13 protein-coding genes are annotated in these 16,674 nt (G+C 66.6%); all 13 read left to right on the forward strand.

Features of this window, described 5'->3' with window-relative positions:
• Positions 1 to 17: 17 nt before the first annotated feature.
• Positions 18 to 269 (forward strand): hypothetical protein, encoded by a 252-nt coding sequence (locus tag NAV27_RS15480; RefSeq protein ID WP_146029391.1) that lies wholly within the window; start codon positions 18 to 20, stop codon positions 267 to 269.
• On the forward strand, positions 269 to 2,059 hold the full coding sequence (gene tssF, locus NAV27_RS15485) for a type VI secretion system baseplate subunit TssF (RefSeq protein ID WP_102828235.1): 1,791 nt from the start codon (positions 269 to 271) through the stop codon (positions 2,057 to 2,059). Before NAV27_RS15480 ends, tssF begins: the two co-directional genes overlap by 1 nt.
• The gene (gene tssG / locus NAV27_RS15490; protein WP_102828234.1) at positions 2,023 to 3,030 is read left to right on the forward strand and encodes a type VI secretion system baseplate subunit TssG; all 1,008 of its coding nucleotides are present in this window, start codon (positions 2,023 to 2,025) and stop codon (positions 3,028 to 3,030) included. Before tssF ends, tssG begins: the two co-directional genes overlap by 37 nt.
• An 11-nt stretch (positions 3,031 to 3,041) precedes the next feature.
• Positions 3,042 to 5,633 carry a type VI secretion system ATPase TssH gene (gene tssH / locus NAV27_RS15495; protein ID WP_102828233.1) on the forward strand — a complete coding sequence of 864 codons (2,592 nt, stop codon included), beginning with the start codon at positions 3,042 to 3,044 and terminating at the stop codon, positions 5,631 to 5,633.
• Positions 5,634 to 5,643: 10 nt separating this feature from the next.
• On the forward strand, positions 5,644 to 7,152 hold the full coding sequence (locus NAV27_RS15500; protein WP_102828275.1) for a sigma-54 interaction domain-containing protein: 1,509 nt from the start codon (positions 5,644 to 5,646) through the stop codon (positions 7,150 to 7,152).
• Positions 7,153 to 7,397: 245 nt separating this feature from the next.
• Positions 7,398 to 7,499 carry a type VI secretion protein gene (locus tag NAV27_RS15505; RefSeq protein ID WP_369805883.1) on the forward strand — a complete coding sequence of 34 codons (102 nt, stop codon included), beginning with the start codon at positions 7,398 to 7,400 and terminating at the stop codon, positions 7,497 to 7,499.
• Between the two features lie 20 nt (positions 7,500 to 7,519).
• A complete protein-coding gene (tagH, locus tag NAV27_RS15510) occupies positions 7,520 to 8,713 on the forward strand; it encodes a type VI secretion system-associated FHA domain protein TagH (protein WP_102828232.1) in 1,194 nt (397 codons plus the stop codon).
• Positions 8,714 to 8,717: 4 nt separating this feature from the next.
• Complete coding sequence (gene tssJ / locus NAV27_RS15515) at positions 8,718 to 9,200, forward strand: type VI secretion system lipoprotein TssJ (RefSeq protein WP_014595380.1); 483 nt, start codon at positions 8,718 to 8,720, stop codon at positions 9,198 to 9,200.
• A 2-nt stretch (positions 9,201 to 9,202) separates the two neighbouring features.
• A complete protein-coding gene (gene tssK / locus NAV27_RS15520; protein ID WP_102828231.1) occupies positions 9,203 to 10,534 on the forward strand; it encodes a type VI secretion system baseplate subunit TssK in 1,332 nt (443 codons plus the stop codon).
• Between the two features lie 5 nt (positions 10,535 to 10,539).
• Positions 10,540 to 11,421, forward strand: coding sequence for a type IVB secretion system protein IcmH/DotU (gene icmH, locus NAV27_RS15525; protein WP_102828230.1), 882 nt, complete (start codon positions 10,540 to 10,542; stop codon positions 11,419 to 11,421).
• 1 nt (position 11,422) lies between these two features.
• Positions 11,423 to 14,962: a type VI secretion system membrane subunit TssM gene (gene tssM / locus NAV27_RS15530; RefSeq protein WP_102828229.1), complete on the forward strand. Its 3,540-nt coding sequence runs from the start codon at positions 11,423 to 11,425 to the stop codon at positions 14,960 to 14,962.
• A complete protein-coding gene (locus tag NAV27_RS15535; protein WP_102828228.1) occupies positions 14,962 to 15,693 on the forward strand; it encodes a PP2C family protein-serine/threonine phosphatase in 732 nt (243 codons plus the stop codon). Before tssM ends, NAV27_RS15535 begins: the two co-directional genes overlap by 1 nt.
• Positions 15,690 to 16,661 (forward strand): serine/threonine-protein kinase, encoded by a 972-nt coding sequence (locus NAV27_RS15540; protein WP_008567224.1) that lies wholly within the window; start codon positions 15,690 to 15,692, stop codon positions 16,659 to 16,661. Before NAV27_RS15535 ends, NAV27_RS15540 begins: the two co-directional genes overlap by 4 nt.
• Positions 16,662 to 16,674 lie beyond the last annotated feature (13 nt).

Below are 16,674 nucleotides of genomic sequence, written 5' to 3' on the forward strand. Positions count from 1 at the left end.
CCAGCAAGGGACTGCTAATGCACCTCAATCATCAAGACCAAATACCGCCGAACCCCTGGGAAGTATTCCCGGAAGTTGACGCTGGCGGGCTCGGCAGCCTGCAGGGCAATCTCGAACATTGGTGGCAGCACTGCTGGTGGCCGTACTGGCTCAGCCGCAGTCCGCAACAGCGCGCCGAATGGCTTGCTGATACCCGTTACCCGGAAGACTGGCGCAAATACGTTCGTCTCCAGTGTGCGTTCGATGGAATCGACGGAGAACACGTCTGATGTCTTTCAACCACTACTACCAAAGCGAACTCACCGCCCTGCGCCAACTGGGCAAGCGCTTCGCCGAGCGCAGCCCGGCGCTCGCGCCGTTCCTCGGCCAGGCCGGGCGCGACCCGGATGTCGAGCGGCTGCTCGAAGGTTTCGCCTTTCTCACCGGGCGGCTGCGGCAGAAGCTCGATGACGAGCTGCCGGAACTGACCCACTCGCTGATGCATCTGCTCTGGCCGAACTACATGCGCCCGCTGCCGGCCTTCAGCATGCTGCAGTTCGATCCGCTGAGGCGCCCCGGTCCGGCGCTGACGGTGCCGCGCAATACGCCGGTGGAATCCAATCCGGTGCAGGGCGTCAGCTGCTGCTTTCGTACCGCCTACGCCACCGAGGTGCTGCCTCTGGCGTTGCAGGCATTGGAGTATTCGGTCAAGGGCACCGGTGCGCTGCTCAGCCTGCGCCTGCAGATGAGCGCCGATGGCCATCTCGGGGAGATCGGCCTCAGCCATCTGCGCCTGCACCTGGCGGGCGAGCCTTACATCAGCCAGCTGCTCTACCTCAGCCTGTTGCGCCATCTGGGCGGCATCGAACTGGTGCCGCTGAACGAGCAGGGCTACCCGCTGACCGGTCCCGATGGCCGACCGCTGACGCCCCTGCAGCTCAACGCCAAGCAGGTCGAACCGGTGGGATTCGCCGAGGATGAGGCGCTGATCCCCTACCCGCTCAACACCTTCCGCGGCTATCGCTACCTGCAGGAATATTTCGCCTTCCCGGACAAGTTCCTCTTCGTCGACCTCAAGGGCCTAGAGATCATCCAGCGCATCCCCGAGGATCTGCTCAAGCAGGCCCGCGGACTGGAGCTGCGCTTCGACATTCACAAGGCCGGCGTGCAGCGCATCCGCCCGACGCTGGACAACGTGCGCCTGTACTGCACGCCGGTAGTCAACCTGTTCCCGCACGATGCCATCCCGATCCGCCTGGACGGCAAGCAGGACCAGTACCTGCTGTTACCCGCCGAGTACGATGCGCAGCAGTGCGGCGTGTTCTCGGTGGATCGGGTGACCGGCTGGAAACCCGGCGGCATGGGCTACGAGGAGTACGTGCCGTTCGAATCCTTCGAGCACGACCCCAGCTTCGATGTGCCGCTGGCGCGCCCGCACTACAGCGTGCGTCAGCAACCTTCGCTGCTCGGAGAAGGGCAGGAAACCTGGCTCAGCTTCGGCCTGCGCAACCTCGACCAGCACGAGACGCTGTCCATCGAGCTGACCTGCACCAACCAGAACCTGCCGCGCCAACTGAAGCTCGGTGACATCTGCAAGCCCAGCGAAGACACGCCGGAATTCCTCAGCTTTCGCAATATCTCGGCGGTCACCCCGAGCTACGCGCCGCCGCTGCAGCGCGATTATCTGTGGAAGCTGATCAGCAACATGTCGCTGAACTACCTGTCGCTGGCCAACGTTGAGGCGCTCAAGGTGATTCTCGAGACCTACGACCTGCCGCGCTATTACGACAAGCACGCCGAGAGCGTCAGCCGGCGCCGCCTCGGCGGCCTGACTCACATCGCCCACCAGCACGTCGATCGCCTGCATCGCGGGCTGCCGGTGCGTGGCGTACGCACCGAACTGACCATGAACCAGGACGGCTTCATTGGTGAGGGCGATCTGTTCCTCTTCGCCTCGGTGCTCAACGAATTCTTCGCCCTCTACGCCAGCCTCAATTCGTATCACGAGCTGCGCGTGCAGAGCACACAGGGAGAGGTGTACCAATGGACGCCGCGCATGGGTCAGCAACCGCTGCTCTGAAACCGCTCAACCGCGGCATCCGCGAATACAGCCTGTTCCAAGGCGTGCTGCTGGTGCTCGATCGCCTGCGCCAGCTCAATCCCGGTCTGGATGACGAGGCGCTCTACGAGCGCCTGGAGTTCCAGGCCAACCCGAGCCTGGGCTTTCCCGGCAGCGATATCGAGCAGGTGCAGTTCTTCCAGGAGCACGACGAGTGGCGCGCGCGCCTGCGCATCAACCTGGTCAGCCTGTTCGGCGCCGGCTCGCCGCTGCCGGCCTTCTACGGCGAACAGGCGCTTGGCGACAGCGAGGACGGCAATCCGACCCGCGACTTTCTCGACCTGTTCAACAATCGTCTGCAGCGCCTGCTGCTGCCGATCTGGCAGAAGTACCGCTACCGCGCCCGCTTCACCAGCGGCGCCCATGACCCCTTCTCGGAGCAGCTGTTCGCCCTGGTCGGGCTCAGCGGCGAGGCCATCCGCAGCGCGCCGGAACTGAACTGGAAGCGCCTGCTGCCCTATCTCGGCCTGCTCAGCCTGCGCGCACACTCGGCGGCATTGATCGAATCCGTGCTGCGCTACTACTTCAAGCACGCCGAGCTGAACATCGAGCAATGCCTGGAGCGCCAGGTGGAAATCCTCGACGAGCAACGCAACCGCCTCGGGCTGGCCAACAGCCAACTGGGCGAAAGCCTGGTGCTCGGCGAGCGGGTCCGCGACCGTGGCGGCAAGTTCCGCATCCATATCCGCCAGCTGGACTGGAATCGTTTTCACGAATTCCTGCCCATCGGCAGCGGCTACCAGCCGCTCTGTGCGCTGGTGCGCTTCACCCTGCGCGATCCGCTGGATTACGACCTGCGCCTGGAGCTTCGCCCGGACGAGATCCGTGAACTGCGCATCGGCGCCGACAACAACTGCCGCCTCGGCTGGACCAGCTGGCTCGGACGCGACCGCGCCGACGGCCTGGTCACCCTGGGCAGCCAGACTCATTAAGGAAGATGAAAATGATCAACGTCGATCTGCAACAGCTAGTACAGGCGCTGGACGCCGAGACCAAGCGCGATCTGGAAGGCGCAGCCGAACGCTGCGTGGTACGTGGCGGCAGCAAGATTCTCGTCGAGGACCTGCTGCTCGGCCTGCTCGAGCGTCCCGATGGATTGCTCAAGCGAGCCTTGCTGGATGCCGAGGTGGACAGCGGCGCGCTGGCGCAGGCGCTGCAGCCGCGAGGCGAGCACAGCGAATCACGCAACCCGGTGTTTTCCACCGAGCTGGTGCAATGGCTGCAGGATGCCCTGCTGGTGGCCAGCTTGGAGCTGGGGCAGAGCCAGATCGACCAGGCCGCGCTGATTCTCGCGCTGCTGCGCAATCCGCTGCGCTATGCCGGCAGTCATTACCAGCCATTGCTGGCCCGGCTGGATGCCGAGCGCCTGCGCGATTTCGCCCTCAGCCAGCAGCCGCAGACTGCGAACGGCAAGCCGGCCGCCGGTGGCGAGTCGAACCTGTCACGTTTTACCCACAACTTCACCCAGCAGGCCCGCGACGGCAAGCTCGACCCGGTGCTCTGCCGCGACTCGGCGATCCGCCAGATGATCGACATCCTTGCCCGGCGGCGGAAGAACAATCCGATCGTGGTCGGCGAGGCCGGGGTCGGCAAGACTGCCATCGTCGAGGGCCTGGCGCTGCGCATCGCCAGCGGGGAAGTGCCAGCGGCACTCAAGGGCGTCGAACTGCTCTGCCTGGACCTCGGCCTGCTGCAAGCCGGTGCCAGCGTGAAGGGCGAATTCGAACGCCGTCTGCAGGGCGTGATCGACGAGGTGAAAGGCTCGCCAAAGCCGATCATCCTGTTCATCGACGAGGCGCACACCCTGATCGGCGCCGGCGGCCAGGCCGGCAGCGGCGATGCAGCCAACCTGCTCAAGCCCGCGTTGGCGCGCGGCGAGCTGCGCACCATTGCTGCGACGACCTGGAGCGAGTACAAGAAATACTTCGAGAAGGACCCGGCCCTGGCCCGCCGTTTCCAGCCGGTGCAACTGCACGAGCCGAGCGTTCCGGAAGCCGTCACCATCCTGCGCGGCCTGGCACCGGTCTACGAAAAGAGCCACGGCATCTACCTGCGCGACGATGCGGTCACCGCCGCCGCTGAACTGTCGGCGCGCTACCTGGCCGGCCGGCAGCTGCCGGACAAGGCCGTCGACGTGCTGGATACCGCCTGCGCGCGGGTGCGTATCAGCCTCGCCGCTGCACCCGAGGCGCTGGAACGCCTGCGTGGCGAGGTCGCCGAAGGCGAGCGCCAGCGTGAAGCCATGCGCCGCGATCTGGCCGCCGGCCTGCCGGTCGACGCGGCTGTCCTCGAGCGGCTAGAGCAACGTCTGATCACGGCGGGGGACGAGATCGAGCAGCTGGAAACCCGCTGGTCCAAGCAGCGCCAACTCGCCGAGCGCCTGCTCGACCTGCGCAAACGCACCGCCGAAGCGCGCAGCGATGCGAACGAGAGCGGCGAGGCCCCATCGCTCGATGAGCTGGAGGCCGAGCTGCGCGCCGTGCAGACCGCACTTGCCGCAGACCAGGCCGAGCAACGACTGGTCAGCCATGAGGTCTGCCCGCGCCTGGTGGCCGAGGTGATCAGCCACTGGACCGGCGTGCCCCTGGCGCAGCTGGCCCGGGAGCACAACGCGCAGGTCGCCAATTTCGCCGCCGACCTGCGCGCCCGGGTACGCGGGCAGGAACAGGCTGTGGAGGCGCTGGATCGCGCCATGCGCGCGGCAGCGGCCGGGCTGAACAAACCCGACGCGCCGGTGGGCGTGTTCCTGCTGGTCGGCCCCAGCGGCGTCGGCAAGACCGAGACCGCCCTGGCCCTGGCCGACCTGCTGTACGGCGGCGAGCGCTTCCTCACCGTGATCAACATGTCCGAGTTCCAGGAGAAGCACAGCGTTTCCCGCCTGATCGGCGCACCTCCGGGTTACGTCGGCTACGGCGAAGGCGGCATGCTCACCGAAGCGGTGCGGCAGAAACCCTACTCGGTGATCCTGCTCGACGAGGTGGAGAAGGCCGATCCAGATGTGATGAATGTCTTCTATCAGATCTTCGACAAGGGCGTGGCGAATGATGGCGAAGGCCGCGAGATCAACTTCCGCAACACCCTGATCCTGATGACCAGCAACCTCGCCAGTGAGCGCATCGCCAGTTTCTGCACCGCTGGGCAGCGACCGGCGGCCGAGGATCTGGAACTGGCCATCCGTCCGCAGCTGTCGCAGCACTTCAAGCCGGCCCTGCTCGGGCGCATGCGCGTGGTGCCCTACTACCCGATCGCCGGTGAAGTGCTCGACGAGCTGGTCGCGCTCAAGCTGGCACGCTTCGGTGAGCGACTGCAGCGTCGCCAGCTGCAGTTCAGCCACTGCCCAGCGCTGGTCTCGCACCTCTCCGAGCGCTGCTGCGACAGCGACAGCGGTGCGCGCCTGATCGACCATCTGATCGAGCAGCACCTGCAACGGCTGGTGGTGGACCGCCTGCTCGCTGCCATGGCCAGTGACGAGCCGCTGCAGCGGGTGCATGCCACGCTGGATGGCGACGGCGCGCTGGTCTGTGAGTTCGCCTGAGATGCCCGCGATGTTCAATCAGGTGCCACAGCCGCTGCGCTATGCCGAGGCCCTGCTGGGCCGCTTCGCCGGGCTGGCGCGCGCGGCGAACGCCGACAGCCTGCTCGGGGGGCTGGTGGAAACCGCGGCGCAGCTGAGTGATTGCCAGCTCAGCCAGCTCTATCTACTGGACGCCACCCATACCCGCCTGACGCTCTCGGCCGAGTGGCACAACGGCCTGCTGCAGCCACGCGAATCCACCAGCCTGCCGAGTGATTACGACGGCGAGCAGCTGCTGCAGTACTGCCTGTGCCAGAACCAGACCCTTTGCCTTAGCGAACTGGATAGCAGCCTGCATGCTTCGGGCTTTCTGCCGGACAGTCCGGCCCCTTGGCGCAGCCTGCTCTGCCTGCCGCTGCAGGACGAGCAACAGCGCGTCGCCGGCCTGCTGCTCACGGCCAGTACCGAGTCGCGCGAGCTGCACGGCTTCAGCGGCTCGCTGGCCCAGCTCGGCGCCTTCGGCCTCGCCCAGCTGCACCTGCTCCAGCGCCTGCGGGCGCCCGGCAGCACCGCGCCGCCCGCCGCACCGATCAGCCCCTGCGCCAGCGGTTACGGCCTGATCGGCGACAGCCCGCGCATGCGTGCGGTCTACCAGCTGATCGGCAAGGTGCTGCACAGCCCGGTCAATGTGCTGCTCACGGGAGAAACCGGCACCGGCAAGGAACTGGTGGCGCGCGCCATTCACGATTGCGGGTTTCGCCGCAGCAAGCCCTTCATCGTGCAGAACTGCGCTTCGCTGCCTGAGCAGCTCTTGGAAAGTGAGCTGTTCGGCTACCGCAAGGGCGCCTTCACCGGCGCCGACCGCGACCGCAGCGGCCTGCTCGATGCGGCGAACGGCGGCACGCTATTCCTCGACGAGATCGGTGACATGCCGCTGCTGCTGCAAGCCAAGCTGTTGCGCGTGCTGCAGGAAGGCGAAGTGCGCCCGCTGGGCTCCACCGAAACCCACAAGGTCGACGTGCGCGTCGTCGCCGCCACCCACCGTGACCTGCGCAGCCAGGTGGAGAACGGCCTGTTTCGCGAGGATCTGTTCTACCGCCTCTCGCACTTCCCCATCGAACTGCCGCCGCTGCGCGAGCGTGACGAGGACATCCTGCGCCTGGCCCGGCATTTCGCCGACAAGGCCTGCGCGTTCCTCCAGCGCGATCTGTGTCGCTGGTCCGACGCCGCGCTCGAACGTCTGGCAGGCTATGCCTTCCCCGGCAACGTGCGGGAACTGAAGGGCCTGGTGGAGCGCGCTGTGCTGCTTTGCGAGGGCGGTGAACTGCTGCCGGAGCACTTCAATCTGCATGTGGAGGCGAGCCTGGACAGCAGCCTGAACCTGCGCGAACGCATGGAGCGGGTCGAACGCAGCCTGCTGATGGATTGCCTGCGCAAGAACGGCGGCAACCAGAGCCAGGCCGCCCGCGAACTCGGCCTGCCGCGGCGCACGCTGCTGTATCGCATGGAACGGCTGAATATCAGCCCGGCCGATCTCTGATGCAGTACGGATACCCAGGCACGTGCCGCATCGGCGCCGACATCCGCAACCGCGCGGGCATATCTGACCGTCTGCGCGTTTCGACAGCATCCGGCGGATGTTCTGTGAACCGGATCACCTGCAAGACACCCCAACTGAACTTCAATGTGCCGCCCGTGTCGCGCCGTCAGGCGCACCTCGCTCCCCACACACGACTTCAAGGAGGAAATCGCGTGCCCGTGCGCTATTACGCCCTCGTTTCGCTCATCGCCGCCGCGCTGCTCGCCGGTTGCACCGGCAACTACAGATTCGACGATGACCACTATCGCCCGCTGGGTGATCCGCAAGCCTTGAATCGCGGCAAGTAACCGCAAGGAGCGACACGACCATGGAACTGGTCTTCGATATGGTGGGCGCCCAGCAATTCGTGCCCGGGCTGCTGACCACCAAAACCTTCAAACAGGCCGGCGGAGTGATCGGCCGCGCAGAGGGCTGCGATTGGGTGATCCCCGACCGCAAGCGCGTCCTCTCCGGACGTCATGCAGTGATCAGCTACCGCGACGGCGCCTTCTTTCTCACCGACACCAGCAGCAACGGCATCCAGCTCAAGGACAGCGGCGCCAGCCTGGTCAAAGGCCAGCCGCAACGCATCGAGCATGGCAGCGTCTACTGCCTAGGCGACTTCGAGATCCGCGCCCGGCTGATCCAGGACCCGGCGCGGTTCGAAGGCGACATCGGTCGTCCGCAGCCGGCTGGCAGCATCATCCCCGACGATGCCTTCCTCGACCTCGATCCGCTGATCGCGATGGAACAACAGGAGCGCATCTACGCCGAAGTCGACGACCTCACCCTGGTAGCGCCACAGCGCCAGGCGCAGCAACAGCGCGACTACGCACGCATCGACATGGAAAGCCTGCCGTTGCCGGAGCTGGTCATGCCGCAGGCAGCACCGCAAGCCAAGGGCGAAGCCGAGCCCGAACGACTGCCGCAGGGGTTCTGGGCGCGTTTCGGCGAGGCGCTGGGCATCGATCTCGACGATCTCGACGAGGACCAACGCCAGGCCTTGGCGCTGAATGCCGCCCGCCTGCTCAAGCAAAGCGTGGCGGGCCTGCAGCAGAGCCTGCGCACCCGCAGCGAGCTGAAGAACGAGCTGCGCCTGGCGTTGACCACTGTGCAGAGCGCCGGCAACAACCCGCTCAAGCACAGCGCCGATGCGAGCGAGGCCCTGAACGCCCTGCTGCGCGGTGGCAAACCCGGCCAGCTCAGCGCCGAACAGGCCGTCGGCCGCGCCTTTCGTGATCTGCAGGCGCATCAGGTGGCACTGCTGGCGGCCAGCCGCGCCGCCGTTCACGCGATGTTCGAACAGCTGGCGCCGGAGCAGCTGGCGCTGCGCTTCGAACGCGAAGGCCGCAAACCGCTGCTCGCCACCGCCGGCAGTCGCTGGCGCGCCTATCGCCGCCTGCATCACAGCCTCGGCCAGGATGCCGACTGGAGCGAACGCCTGTTCGCCCGCGACTTCGCGAAGACCTATGAGGAGCAAGTGCGCCTGATCGCCACGCTCGATTCAACCCATCAAGGATGATCCCATGCCTCGTCGCATCACCCTGGCCATGCTGGCCTCGCTGCTCGTGCTGGGCGGCTGCTCGGCACTGTCGCCGTACTCCAAGCTGACCAAGCTGGACCTCGAGCTGCACGGCAGCGACCGTCTCAACCCCGACCTCAACGGCCGGCCTTCGCCGATCGTGCTGCGCCTGCTGGAGCTCAAGCATCCGGTGGCGTTCGAAAACGGCGACTTCTTCGCACTCTACCAGCGGCCCAAGGAAGCACTGGCGCCGGACCTGGTGACCTCCGAGGAACTGGAACTGCGTCCCGGCGAAAGCCGTGAGCTGAAGCTCTCCGTGCAGGACGGCAGCCGCTACGTCGGCGTGCTGGCCGCCTACCGCGACCTGCCGGAAGCCAGCTGGCGCTACGTCATCGCCGTGCCGCCGCAAGAGCGCACCCGCATCGCCCTGAGCCTGGACGAGCGCGGCATCGCGCTGTTCGACCCGCTCGCCGAAGAAGGAAAATAAGCATGAGCCTGCACAAGGTTGTCTGGCAGGAAGGCATGCTGCTGCGCCCGCAGCACTTCCAGCAAAGCGATCGATACTACGATCACCAACTCAAGACGCGCACCCAGAAGCTGAGCAGCTATGCCTGGGGATTCTTCAATCTGGAGATCGACCGCCAGTTCCTCAACATGGGCAAGCTGGTGCTCAGCCAGGCCAGCGGCATCCTCCCGGACGGGACCCTGTTCGAGCTGGGCAGCGAGCGCGAGCCTCTGGCTCTGGACATCCCGCCGAATACCGGTAGCACGCCGGTCTATCTCGCGCTACCGCTGGTCACCGGCAACCACATCGAAACCCGCCGGCCCGAGCAGAAGGACGTGCTGGCGCGCTATACCGCCCACGAACTGGACGTCGCCGACTCCAATGCCGGCGACAGCAGCACCAGCCAGGTCAGCACCGGTCTGCCAGATTTCCGCCTGCTGCTGGGCGAGCAGCAGAGCGACCAGGCCTACGTGAAACTGCAGCTGTGTGAGGTGCTGGACACCACGCCGGACGGGGTCATCAGCCTCGACCCCGAGTTCATCCCCACCTACGTCAACTTCCAGGCTTCCGGCTATCTGCTGTCCTGCCTGAAGGAAGTGATCAGCATGCTCGCCCACCGCGGCGATACCCTTGCCGAGCGCATCAGCGCCACCGGCAAGGTCGGTGGCGCCGAGGTCGGCGACTTCATGATGCTGCAGCTGATCAACCGTCACGAACCGGTGCTGCGCCACTACCTGGGCGTGGAGCAGGTGCACCCGGAGCAGATCTATCGCGACCTGCTCGGCCTGCTCGGCGAGCTGGCGACTTTCTCCAGCGAGAGCAAGCGCCCGCGCTTGGATGGCCGTTACCAGCACAGTGATCAGGGCGCGAGCTTCCGCAAGCTGATGGACGCGATCCGCCAGGTGTTGTCGATGGTGCTCGAGCAACACGCCATCGAGCTGCTGCTGCAGCAGCGTCAGTACGGCATTCAGGTATCGCCGCTGCATGACCACAAGCTGCTCGGCACGGCGTCCTTCGTGCTCGCCGCCAGCGCCCAGTGCGATTCGGAGACCCTGCGCACACGGCTGCCGGCGCACCTGAAGATCGGCCCGGTGGAACGCATCCGTCAGTTGGTCAACCTGCATCTGCCGGGCATCCGCCTCAAGCCGTTGCCGGTGGCGCCGCGGCAGATCCCCTTCCATGCCGGCAAGACCTATTTCGCCCTGGAACTCAGCGCCGAGGACCAGGCGCAGCTGGAGCGTTCCGGTGGTTTTGCCTTCCATGTGTCCGGTGACTTCGCCGGGCTCGAACTGAAATTCTGGGCGGTCAGGGACTGAGCGACATGATCAAGGAAATGGATTACGGACAGGATGACCGCACGGTCATCGTCAATCGAGCAGGAGACGCCCCGGCGCAGAGCCCGCTGACCGACTTCGACACCCCGCCGCGCTTCGAGCAGCTGGAGGAACGGATGATCTACGCCGCGCGCCTGCGCCCGGCGGAAACCTTCAACATCAGCCTCAACCCGCTGGTGGCCGCCGCCTCGCCGCTGCTGTCGGAAGTGGTGCGCTTCAAGCACAACCTGGAAAGCGAGGACCTGCAGGCCCTGCACGGCCAGTTGAGCAGCGCGATCAAGCTGTTCGAGCATCGCGCGCTGCATGACGGTGCCGAAAGCAGCCAGGTGATGGCGGCGCGCTACGTGCTCTGCACCGTGCTCGACGAGGCCGTGGTGACCACGCCCTGGGGCAACGAGAGCGAATGGTCGCAGATGAGCCTGCTGTCCTCCTTCCACAACGAGACCTTCGGCGGCGAGAAGTTCTTCCAGCTGCTCGAGCGGCTGTCGCGCAACCCGGTCAAGCACCTGCCGATGCTCGAGCTGATGTACCTCTGCCTGTCGCTCGGCTTCGAGGGCAAGTACCGCGTACTGCCGCGCGGCATGCTCGAACTGGAAGCGGTACGCGACAGCCTCTACCGGCAGATCCGGCAGATGCGCGGCGACATCCCACGCGAGCTTTCGCCGCACTGGGAAGGCCTCAAGGACACCCGCAGACGTCTGGTGCGCATCGTGCCCTGGTGGATGGTCGCGCTGTTCACCTTGATGTGCCTCGGGGTGATCTACGGCGGCTTCGCCTGGGTCCTCGGCGAGCAGCGCGAGGCCGTGCTGCAGCCCTATCGAGCGCTGGACATGGATGCCGGCGGTTCCACCTTTTCAGGGATGAAATGAGATGAAGACGTTCTTTGGCAAGCTCGGCGCCGTGCTGCGCCGGACCTGGGTCTGGAGCCTGCTGCTGGTTCTGCTGCTGGCGGTCGTGGTGTGGTTCGTCGGGCCGTTGCTGGCAGTCGACGACTACCGCTTCTGGGAGTCGGCGACCGCCCGCCTGCTGAGCATCAGCGTGCTGTTCCTCGGCTGGGGCCTGGCCATGGTCTTTGCCAGCTGGCGCGCCAGCGCGCGCAAGAAGCGCGACGCCGAGGATCAGGACGTCCAGGAGCAGCTGCGCCGCGACGGCCTGATCGGCGAGGAGCAGCAGGAGCTGCGCCATCGCTTCAAGCACGCACTGCGCACCCTGAAGACCTCCAGCCTCTATCGCGGGCGCAGCGAGAAATGGCGCAGCGAGCTGCCCTGGTATCTGCTGATCGGCCCGCAAGGCAGCGGCAAGACCAGCCTGCTGGACTTCTCCGGGCTGGACTTCCCGCTCAACCGCAGCGAACAGCAGCGCCTGACCAGGGATGTCTCGGGCACCCGCTTTGCCGACTGGTACTTCGCCGATCATGCGGTGCTGATCGACACCGCCGGCCGCTATCTGACCCAGCCCGACGCTGCCGTCGATGGCAGCGCCTGGGACACCCTGCTCGGCCTGCTGCGCAGGCGCCGCGCGCGTCCGCTCAACGGCGTGCTGGTCAACCTGCCGGTGGACCAGCTGCAGGGCGGCAGTGAACTGGAGCTGGAGAACCTCGCCCGCCAGACCCGTCAGCGCCTACACGAGATCCATCAGCGCCTGAACGCGGACGTGCCGGTCTACCTGGTGCTGAGCAAGGCCGACCGGATTCTCGGTTTCGACGACTTCTTCGAGCAGCTGTCGCGGGAGGAAAGCGACCAGGTGCTCGGCGCGAGTTTCCGCAAGGAACAGAATGGCAGCGACGCGCAGGTAGTGCGCCAGGAATTCGAGGAACTGCTGCGTCGGCTGAACAGCCAAGTGATCCTGCGCATGCACCAGGAACGCGATACCCAGCGCCGCGGCCGCATCCTCGACTTCCCCCATCAACTGGGGCAGATCGGCGAGCGCCTGAGCCTGTTCATCGAACTGGCCTTCGCCGGCAACCGCTATCAGCGTGCCAGTCAGCTGCGGGGTTTCTACCTGACCAGCGCGCCGCAGCTGCGCGAAGGTCTCGACCCGCTCACCGCCGGCATCGGTCGCCAGCTCGGCCTGGCCAGCAGCGCGCTACCAACCTTCCGCAGCGGCCGCGCGCGCTTCATCAATCAGCTGCTCAGCCGGGTGATCTTTCCGGAAGCCGAACTGGCGGGCCTCGACCAGCGCGAGGTGCGCCGCATCGACTGGGGCCAGCGTGCCCTCTATACCGGTGCCTTCGGCTGCCTGCTGCTGATCGGCGGCGCCTGGGCACTGAACTTCTCCGGCAACCATGAACGCCTGGAACAGCTGCGCGACATCGCCCAGCAACTCGGCAGCGAGCGCAAGACCATCGAGGCGGGAGACGAGGCACTGCGCACCCTCAAGGCCCTGGACGCGAGCTATGCGGCGACCCAGGTGTTCCCGCCGAAAGACGAGGTGTCCTGGCTGCGCCGGGGCGGCCTGTATCAGGGCGAAGCGGTCGACCCGACGCTGCACGAGGCCTACCGCCGCGATCTGGAAACGCTGCTGCTGCCACGTGTCGCCCGGCAGCTGGAAGCGCAGATTCGCGCCAACCTGAACGACCGCGAGCGGCTGCTCGGCAGCCTGCGCGCCTATCTCATGCTGAACCTGGCCGAACGCCGTGAAGCGGCCTTCCTCAAGGACTGGCTGGCCGCCGACTGGTCGCTGCGCCATCCGGGCAATGCCGTGGCGCAGCAGGGGCTCAACACGCACTTCGCGCGTCTGCTGGAAGAATCCTTTGCGCCGTATCAGCTGAACGACAATCTGGTGGCCAAGGCCCGTGCCCAGCTGCGCAGCGAATCGCTGGCGGCAGTGGTGTACCGCATGCTGCGCGATCAGGCACGCAACCTTCCTGACTATCGGCTAAACACCCAGCTCGGCCCGCAGGCGGCACTGTTCGTCGGCGGCGACTACACGATTCCCGGCTTCTACACCCAGCAAGGCTACCAGAAGCTGTTCGTCGCCCAGGGTGCCGATCTGGTCAGCGAGATCCTGCGCGACAACTGGGTGCTGGGCGAAGGCGACAGCCTCAGCGCCAAGGACCTCGGCCGCCTGCTGGTGGAAATGGAACAGCTGTATTTCCGCGACTACGCCGCGCACTGGAGCGAGGCAATCGCCCAGCTGAACATCCTCCCGGCCGCCAGTGCGGCGCAGGGTGCCGCGCAGCTCGCCGGGCTCACCGCGGCCAACTCGCCGCTGCTGCAACTGCTGCTGGAAGTCCGCGAGAACACCCGCTTCGCCGGTTTCGCCGACGCGACTGCGGAGGCGGGCGAACTGGCCGATGCCGCACAGGACGCAGGCAGCAAACTCGGCAAGGCGGCCAAACTGGCCACCGCCGCCGCCGAGCAGGCGCAGGCTTCGCTGCTGAAGAATCTGCCGGACACCGCACGCAAGGCCCTGGAGCGCCGCTTCGCGCCGCTGCACCAGCTTCTCGACGAAACCGGCGCCGCCGGCCCCGAGTTGAGCGCCAGTCTGCAGGCCCTCGACGCTCTGCAATTGCAGCTGGCCTCGCTGGCCCATGCCAGCGCACCGGAACAGGCCGCCTTTGAGATGGCCAAGGCACGCATGGGCGGCCAGCGCGATGCCATCAACCAGCTGCGCAACAGCGCTGCACGCCTGCCGCAGCCGCTGGGCAAGTGGCTGGGGCTGCTGGCCGAGGACAGCTGGTCGCTGGTGCTCAGCGATGCCTACCACTACCTCAACCAGCGCTATCGCAACGAGCTGTACGCCAGCTACCGCGGTTCGCTGCGCGAGCGCTATCCGTTCAGCGCCCACAGCGCCAGCGACGTCGCCATCGCCGACTTCCGCGAGTTCTTCAAGGCGCAGGGCCTGGCGGACAGCTTCTTCGAGCGCTACCTCAAGCCCTTCGTCAGCGGCAGCGCCGGCGAGTATCAGTTGCGCCGGGTGGACGGTCGCGGCCTGCCGCTGTCCGAGCAGTTCCTGGCACAGATGAGCCGGGCGCAGACCATTCGCCGCAGCTTCTTCGCCGAGAACCCCAACGAGCCGCTGATCCTGTTCAAGCTCGAGCCGTACTCGCTGGATTCCAGCCTCGGCCGCGCCGACTTCCGCTTCGGCAACCAGCAGCTGGAGTACCGCCACGGACCGATCGTGCAGACCGCGTTCCGCTGGCCGGCCGAAGCCGACGACGGACGCACCAGCCTGGTGGTGGAAGAACTCGGCGGTCGCCGCGTGGGTATCGAGAAGAACACCGGCCCTTGGTCGCTGTTCCGCCTGATCGACCTGATGCAGGTCGACTACCACAGCGGCCGTGACGTGCTGATGCTCAAGGCCGACCTCGGCGGCCTGCGCGCCAACTACCTGCTGCACGCGCAGCGCTCGCCGAATCCGTTCGACCTCGCGCTGCTGCGCGGCTTCAAGCTGCCGGCGACGCTGTGATGAGCGCAACGGCGTGCAGCTGGCGCAGCGCCGCGCGCACCGACACCGGCAAGGTGCGTGCGCGCAACGAAGATGCCTTTCTCGATCTGCCACAGGCCGGGCTCTGGGCCGTGGCCGACGGCATGGGCGGGCACCAGAACGGCGCGCTGGCCAGTCGCCTGATCGTCGAGCAGCTGGCCGAGCTTTGCAGCGGCGGCGAGCTGCCGGAACGGGTGCTGGCGCTACGGCGCTGCCTGCATGAGCTGAATCGCCGCCTCAGCCAGGAACTGACGATCACCGCCGAACGCCCCGATCCGGTGATCGGCAGCACCGTGGTCGCTCTGCTTGTGGAGGATGACCGCGCCGCCTGCATCTGGGCCGGCGACAGCCGCTGCTACCTGTGGCGCGGCGGCCGGCTGTATCAGCTTTCCCGCGACCACTCGTTGTTGCAGCAACTGATCGACGAGCAGCGACTCAGCCCCGAGCTCGCCGCCAAACACCCGGCCGCCCACGCACTGACCCGCGCCATCGGCGCCAGCGAAAAACTGGAGCTGGATATCCTCGAATTCGCCGTGTTCCCCGGCGACACGCTGCTGCTGTGCAGTGACGGGCTCTACCAGAGCATGTCCGCCGACGCCCTCGGCGCCGCACTCAGCCTGCCGTCCACGCAGCTGGCGCTGGAGCGGCTGTTTCGCCAGGCGCTCAAGGGCCCGGCGCGGGACAACCTCAGCGCCGTGGTGATCCGCCGATGAACGCCCAGCCCGCCTGCGATCTCACCTATTTTGCGCTGGCATCCACCGCGGCCACGCCGGTGCCGGCGGAACCGAAGACGCCTGTCGGCGAACTGCCGGACGTCCTCGGCGGCCGCTATCGGATCGAGCGCCTGCTCGGCGTCGGCGGCATGGGCGCGGTCTATCGCGCCCGTGACCTGCTGCGCGAACAGTTCGGCGATCCGGAACCCTACGTGGCGCTGAAGACGCTCAGCGAGGATTTCGCCGAATACCCCGACGCCAGCGCGCTGCTCTACAGCGAATACGCATTGACCACGCGCCTAAGCCACCGCCATGTGGTGCGCCTGTACAACTTCGATATCGACCCGGCCAGCCAGCGCGCCTTCATCACCCTGGAACTGCTCAAGGGGCCAACGCTCGACCAGCTGCTGTGCGAACGCCCGCAGGGCATGGCCTGGAGCGAACTGCAGGGCATCGCGCTACCGCTGCTGGAAGCGCTGAGCTATTCCCACAGCCTGGGCGTGCTGCATGGCGACCTGAAACCGAGCAACGTGATGCTCGCCGATGACGGCCTGCGCCTGTTCGACTATGGCCTCGGCCAGCCGCTCGAAGGCCTGCTACCCGGTCTGCCGCGCCTGTGCCGCACGCGTTTCGCCGCCTGGACGCCGCGTTATGCCGCACTGGAACTGCTCGACGGTGGCGAACTGACCGCCAGCGCCGATATCTACGCACTGGCCTGCGTGCTCTATGAACTGGCCAGCGGCAGCCACCCTTATCGCCGGCTCAGCGCCCGCCAGGCCAAGGCCATGGAGCTGGATCGCACCCTGCAGCGCCCGCCGCAATTGCCGGCGCATTGCTGGCCGGCGCTGCGCCTGGCACTGGCATTCGACGAAGCGCAGCGCAGCATCGATGCGGCGGGCCTGTTGCAGGCCTTCAGCCGCCCCGTACCGAGCCGCTGGCAGCGCTGGCTCGGTCATTCCCATGGATGACATCAGGACAAGG

The organism is Stutzerimonas degradans (genome assembly GCF_024448505.1).
Taxonomy (GTDB): Bacteria; Pseudomonadota; Gammaproteobacteria; order Pseudomonadales; family Pseudomonadaceae; genus Stutzerimonas; species Stutzerimonas degradans.

Bases quoted from the DNA above. Each gene is read 5' to 3' on its own strand.
- tagH (WP_102828232.1), top strand. From the start codon at position 7,520: ATGGAACTGGTCTTCGATATGGTGGGCGCCCAGCAATTCGTGCCCGGG.
- NAV27_RS15500 (WP_102828275.1), top strand. From the start codon at position 5,644: ATGTTCAATCAGGTGCCACAGCCGCTGCGCTATGCCGAGGCCCTGCTG.
- NAV27_RS15480 (WP_146029391.1), top strand. From the start codon at position 18: ATGCACCTCAATCATCAAGACCAAATACCGCCGAACCCCTGGGAAGTA.
- tssK (WP_102828231.1), top strand. From the start codon at position 9,203: ATGAGCCTGCACAAGGTTGTCTGGCAGGAAGGCATGCTGCTGCGCCCG.
- tssH (WP_102828233.1), top strand. From the start codon at position 3,042: ATGATCAACGTCGATCTGCAACAGCTAGTACAGGCGCTGGACGCCGAG.
- tssF (WP_102828235.1), top strand. From the start codon at position 269: ATGTCTTTCAACCACTACTACCAAAGCGAACTCACCGCCCTGCGCCAA.
- tssJ (WP_014595380.1), top strand. From the start codon at position 8,718: ATGCCTCGTCGCATCACCCTGGCCATGCTGGCCTCGCTGCTCGTGCTG.
- tssM (WP_102828229.1), top strand. From the start codon at position 11,423: ATGAAGACGTTCTTTGGCAAGCTCGGCGCCGTGCTGCGCCGGACCTGG.
- icmH (WP_102828230.1), top strand. From the start codon at position 10,540: ATGATCAAGGAAATGGATTACGGACAGGATGACCGCACGGTCATCGTC.
- NAV27_RS15540 (WP_008567224.1), top strand. From the start codon at position 15,690: ATGAACGCCCAGCCCGCCTGCGATCTCACCTATTTTGCGCTGGCATCC.
- tssG (WP_102828234.1), top strand. From the start codon at position 2,023: ATGGACGCCGCGCATGGGTCAGCAACCGCTGCTCTGAAACCGCTCAAC.
- NAV27_RS15535 (WP_102828228.1), top strand. From the start codon at position 14,962: ATGAGCGCAACGGCGTGCAGCTGGCGCAGCGCCGCGCGCACCGACACC.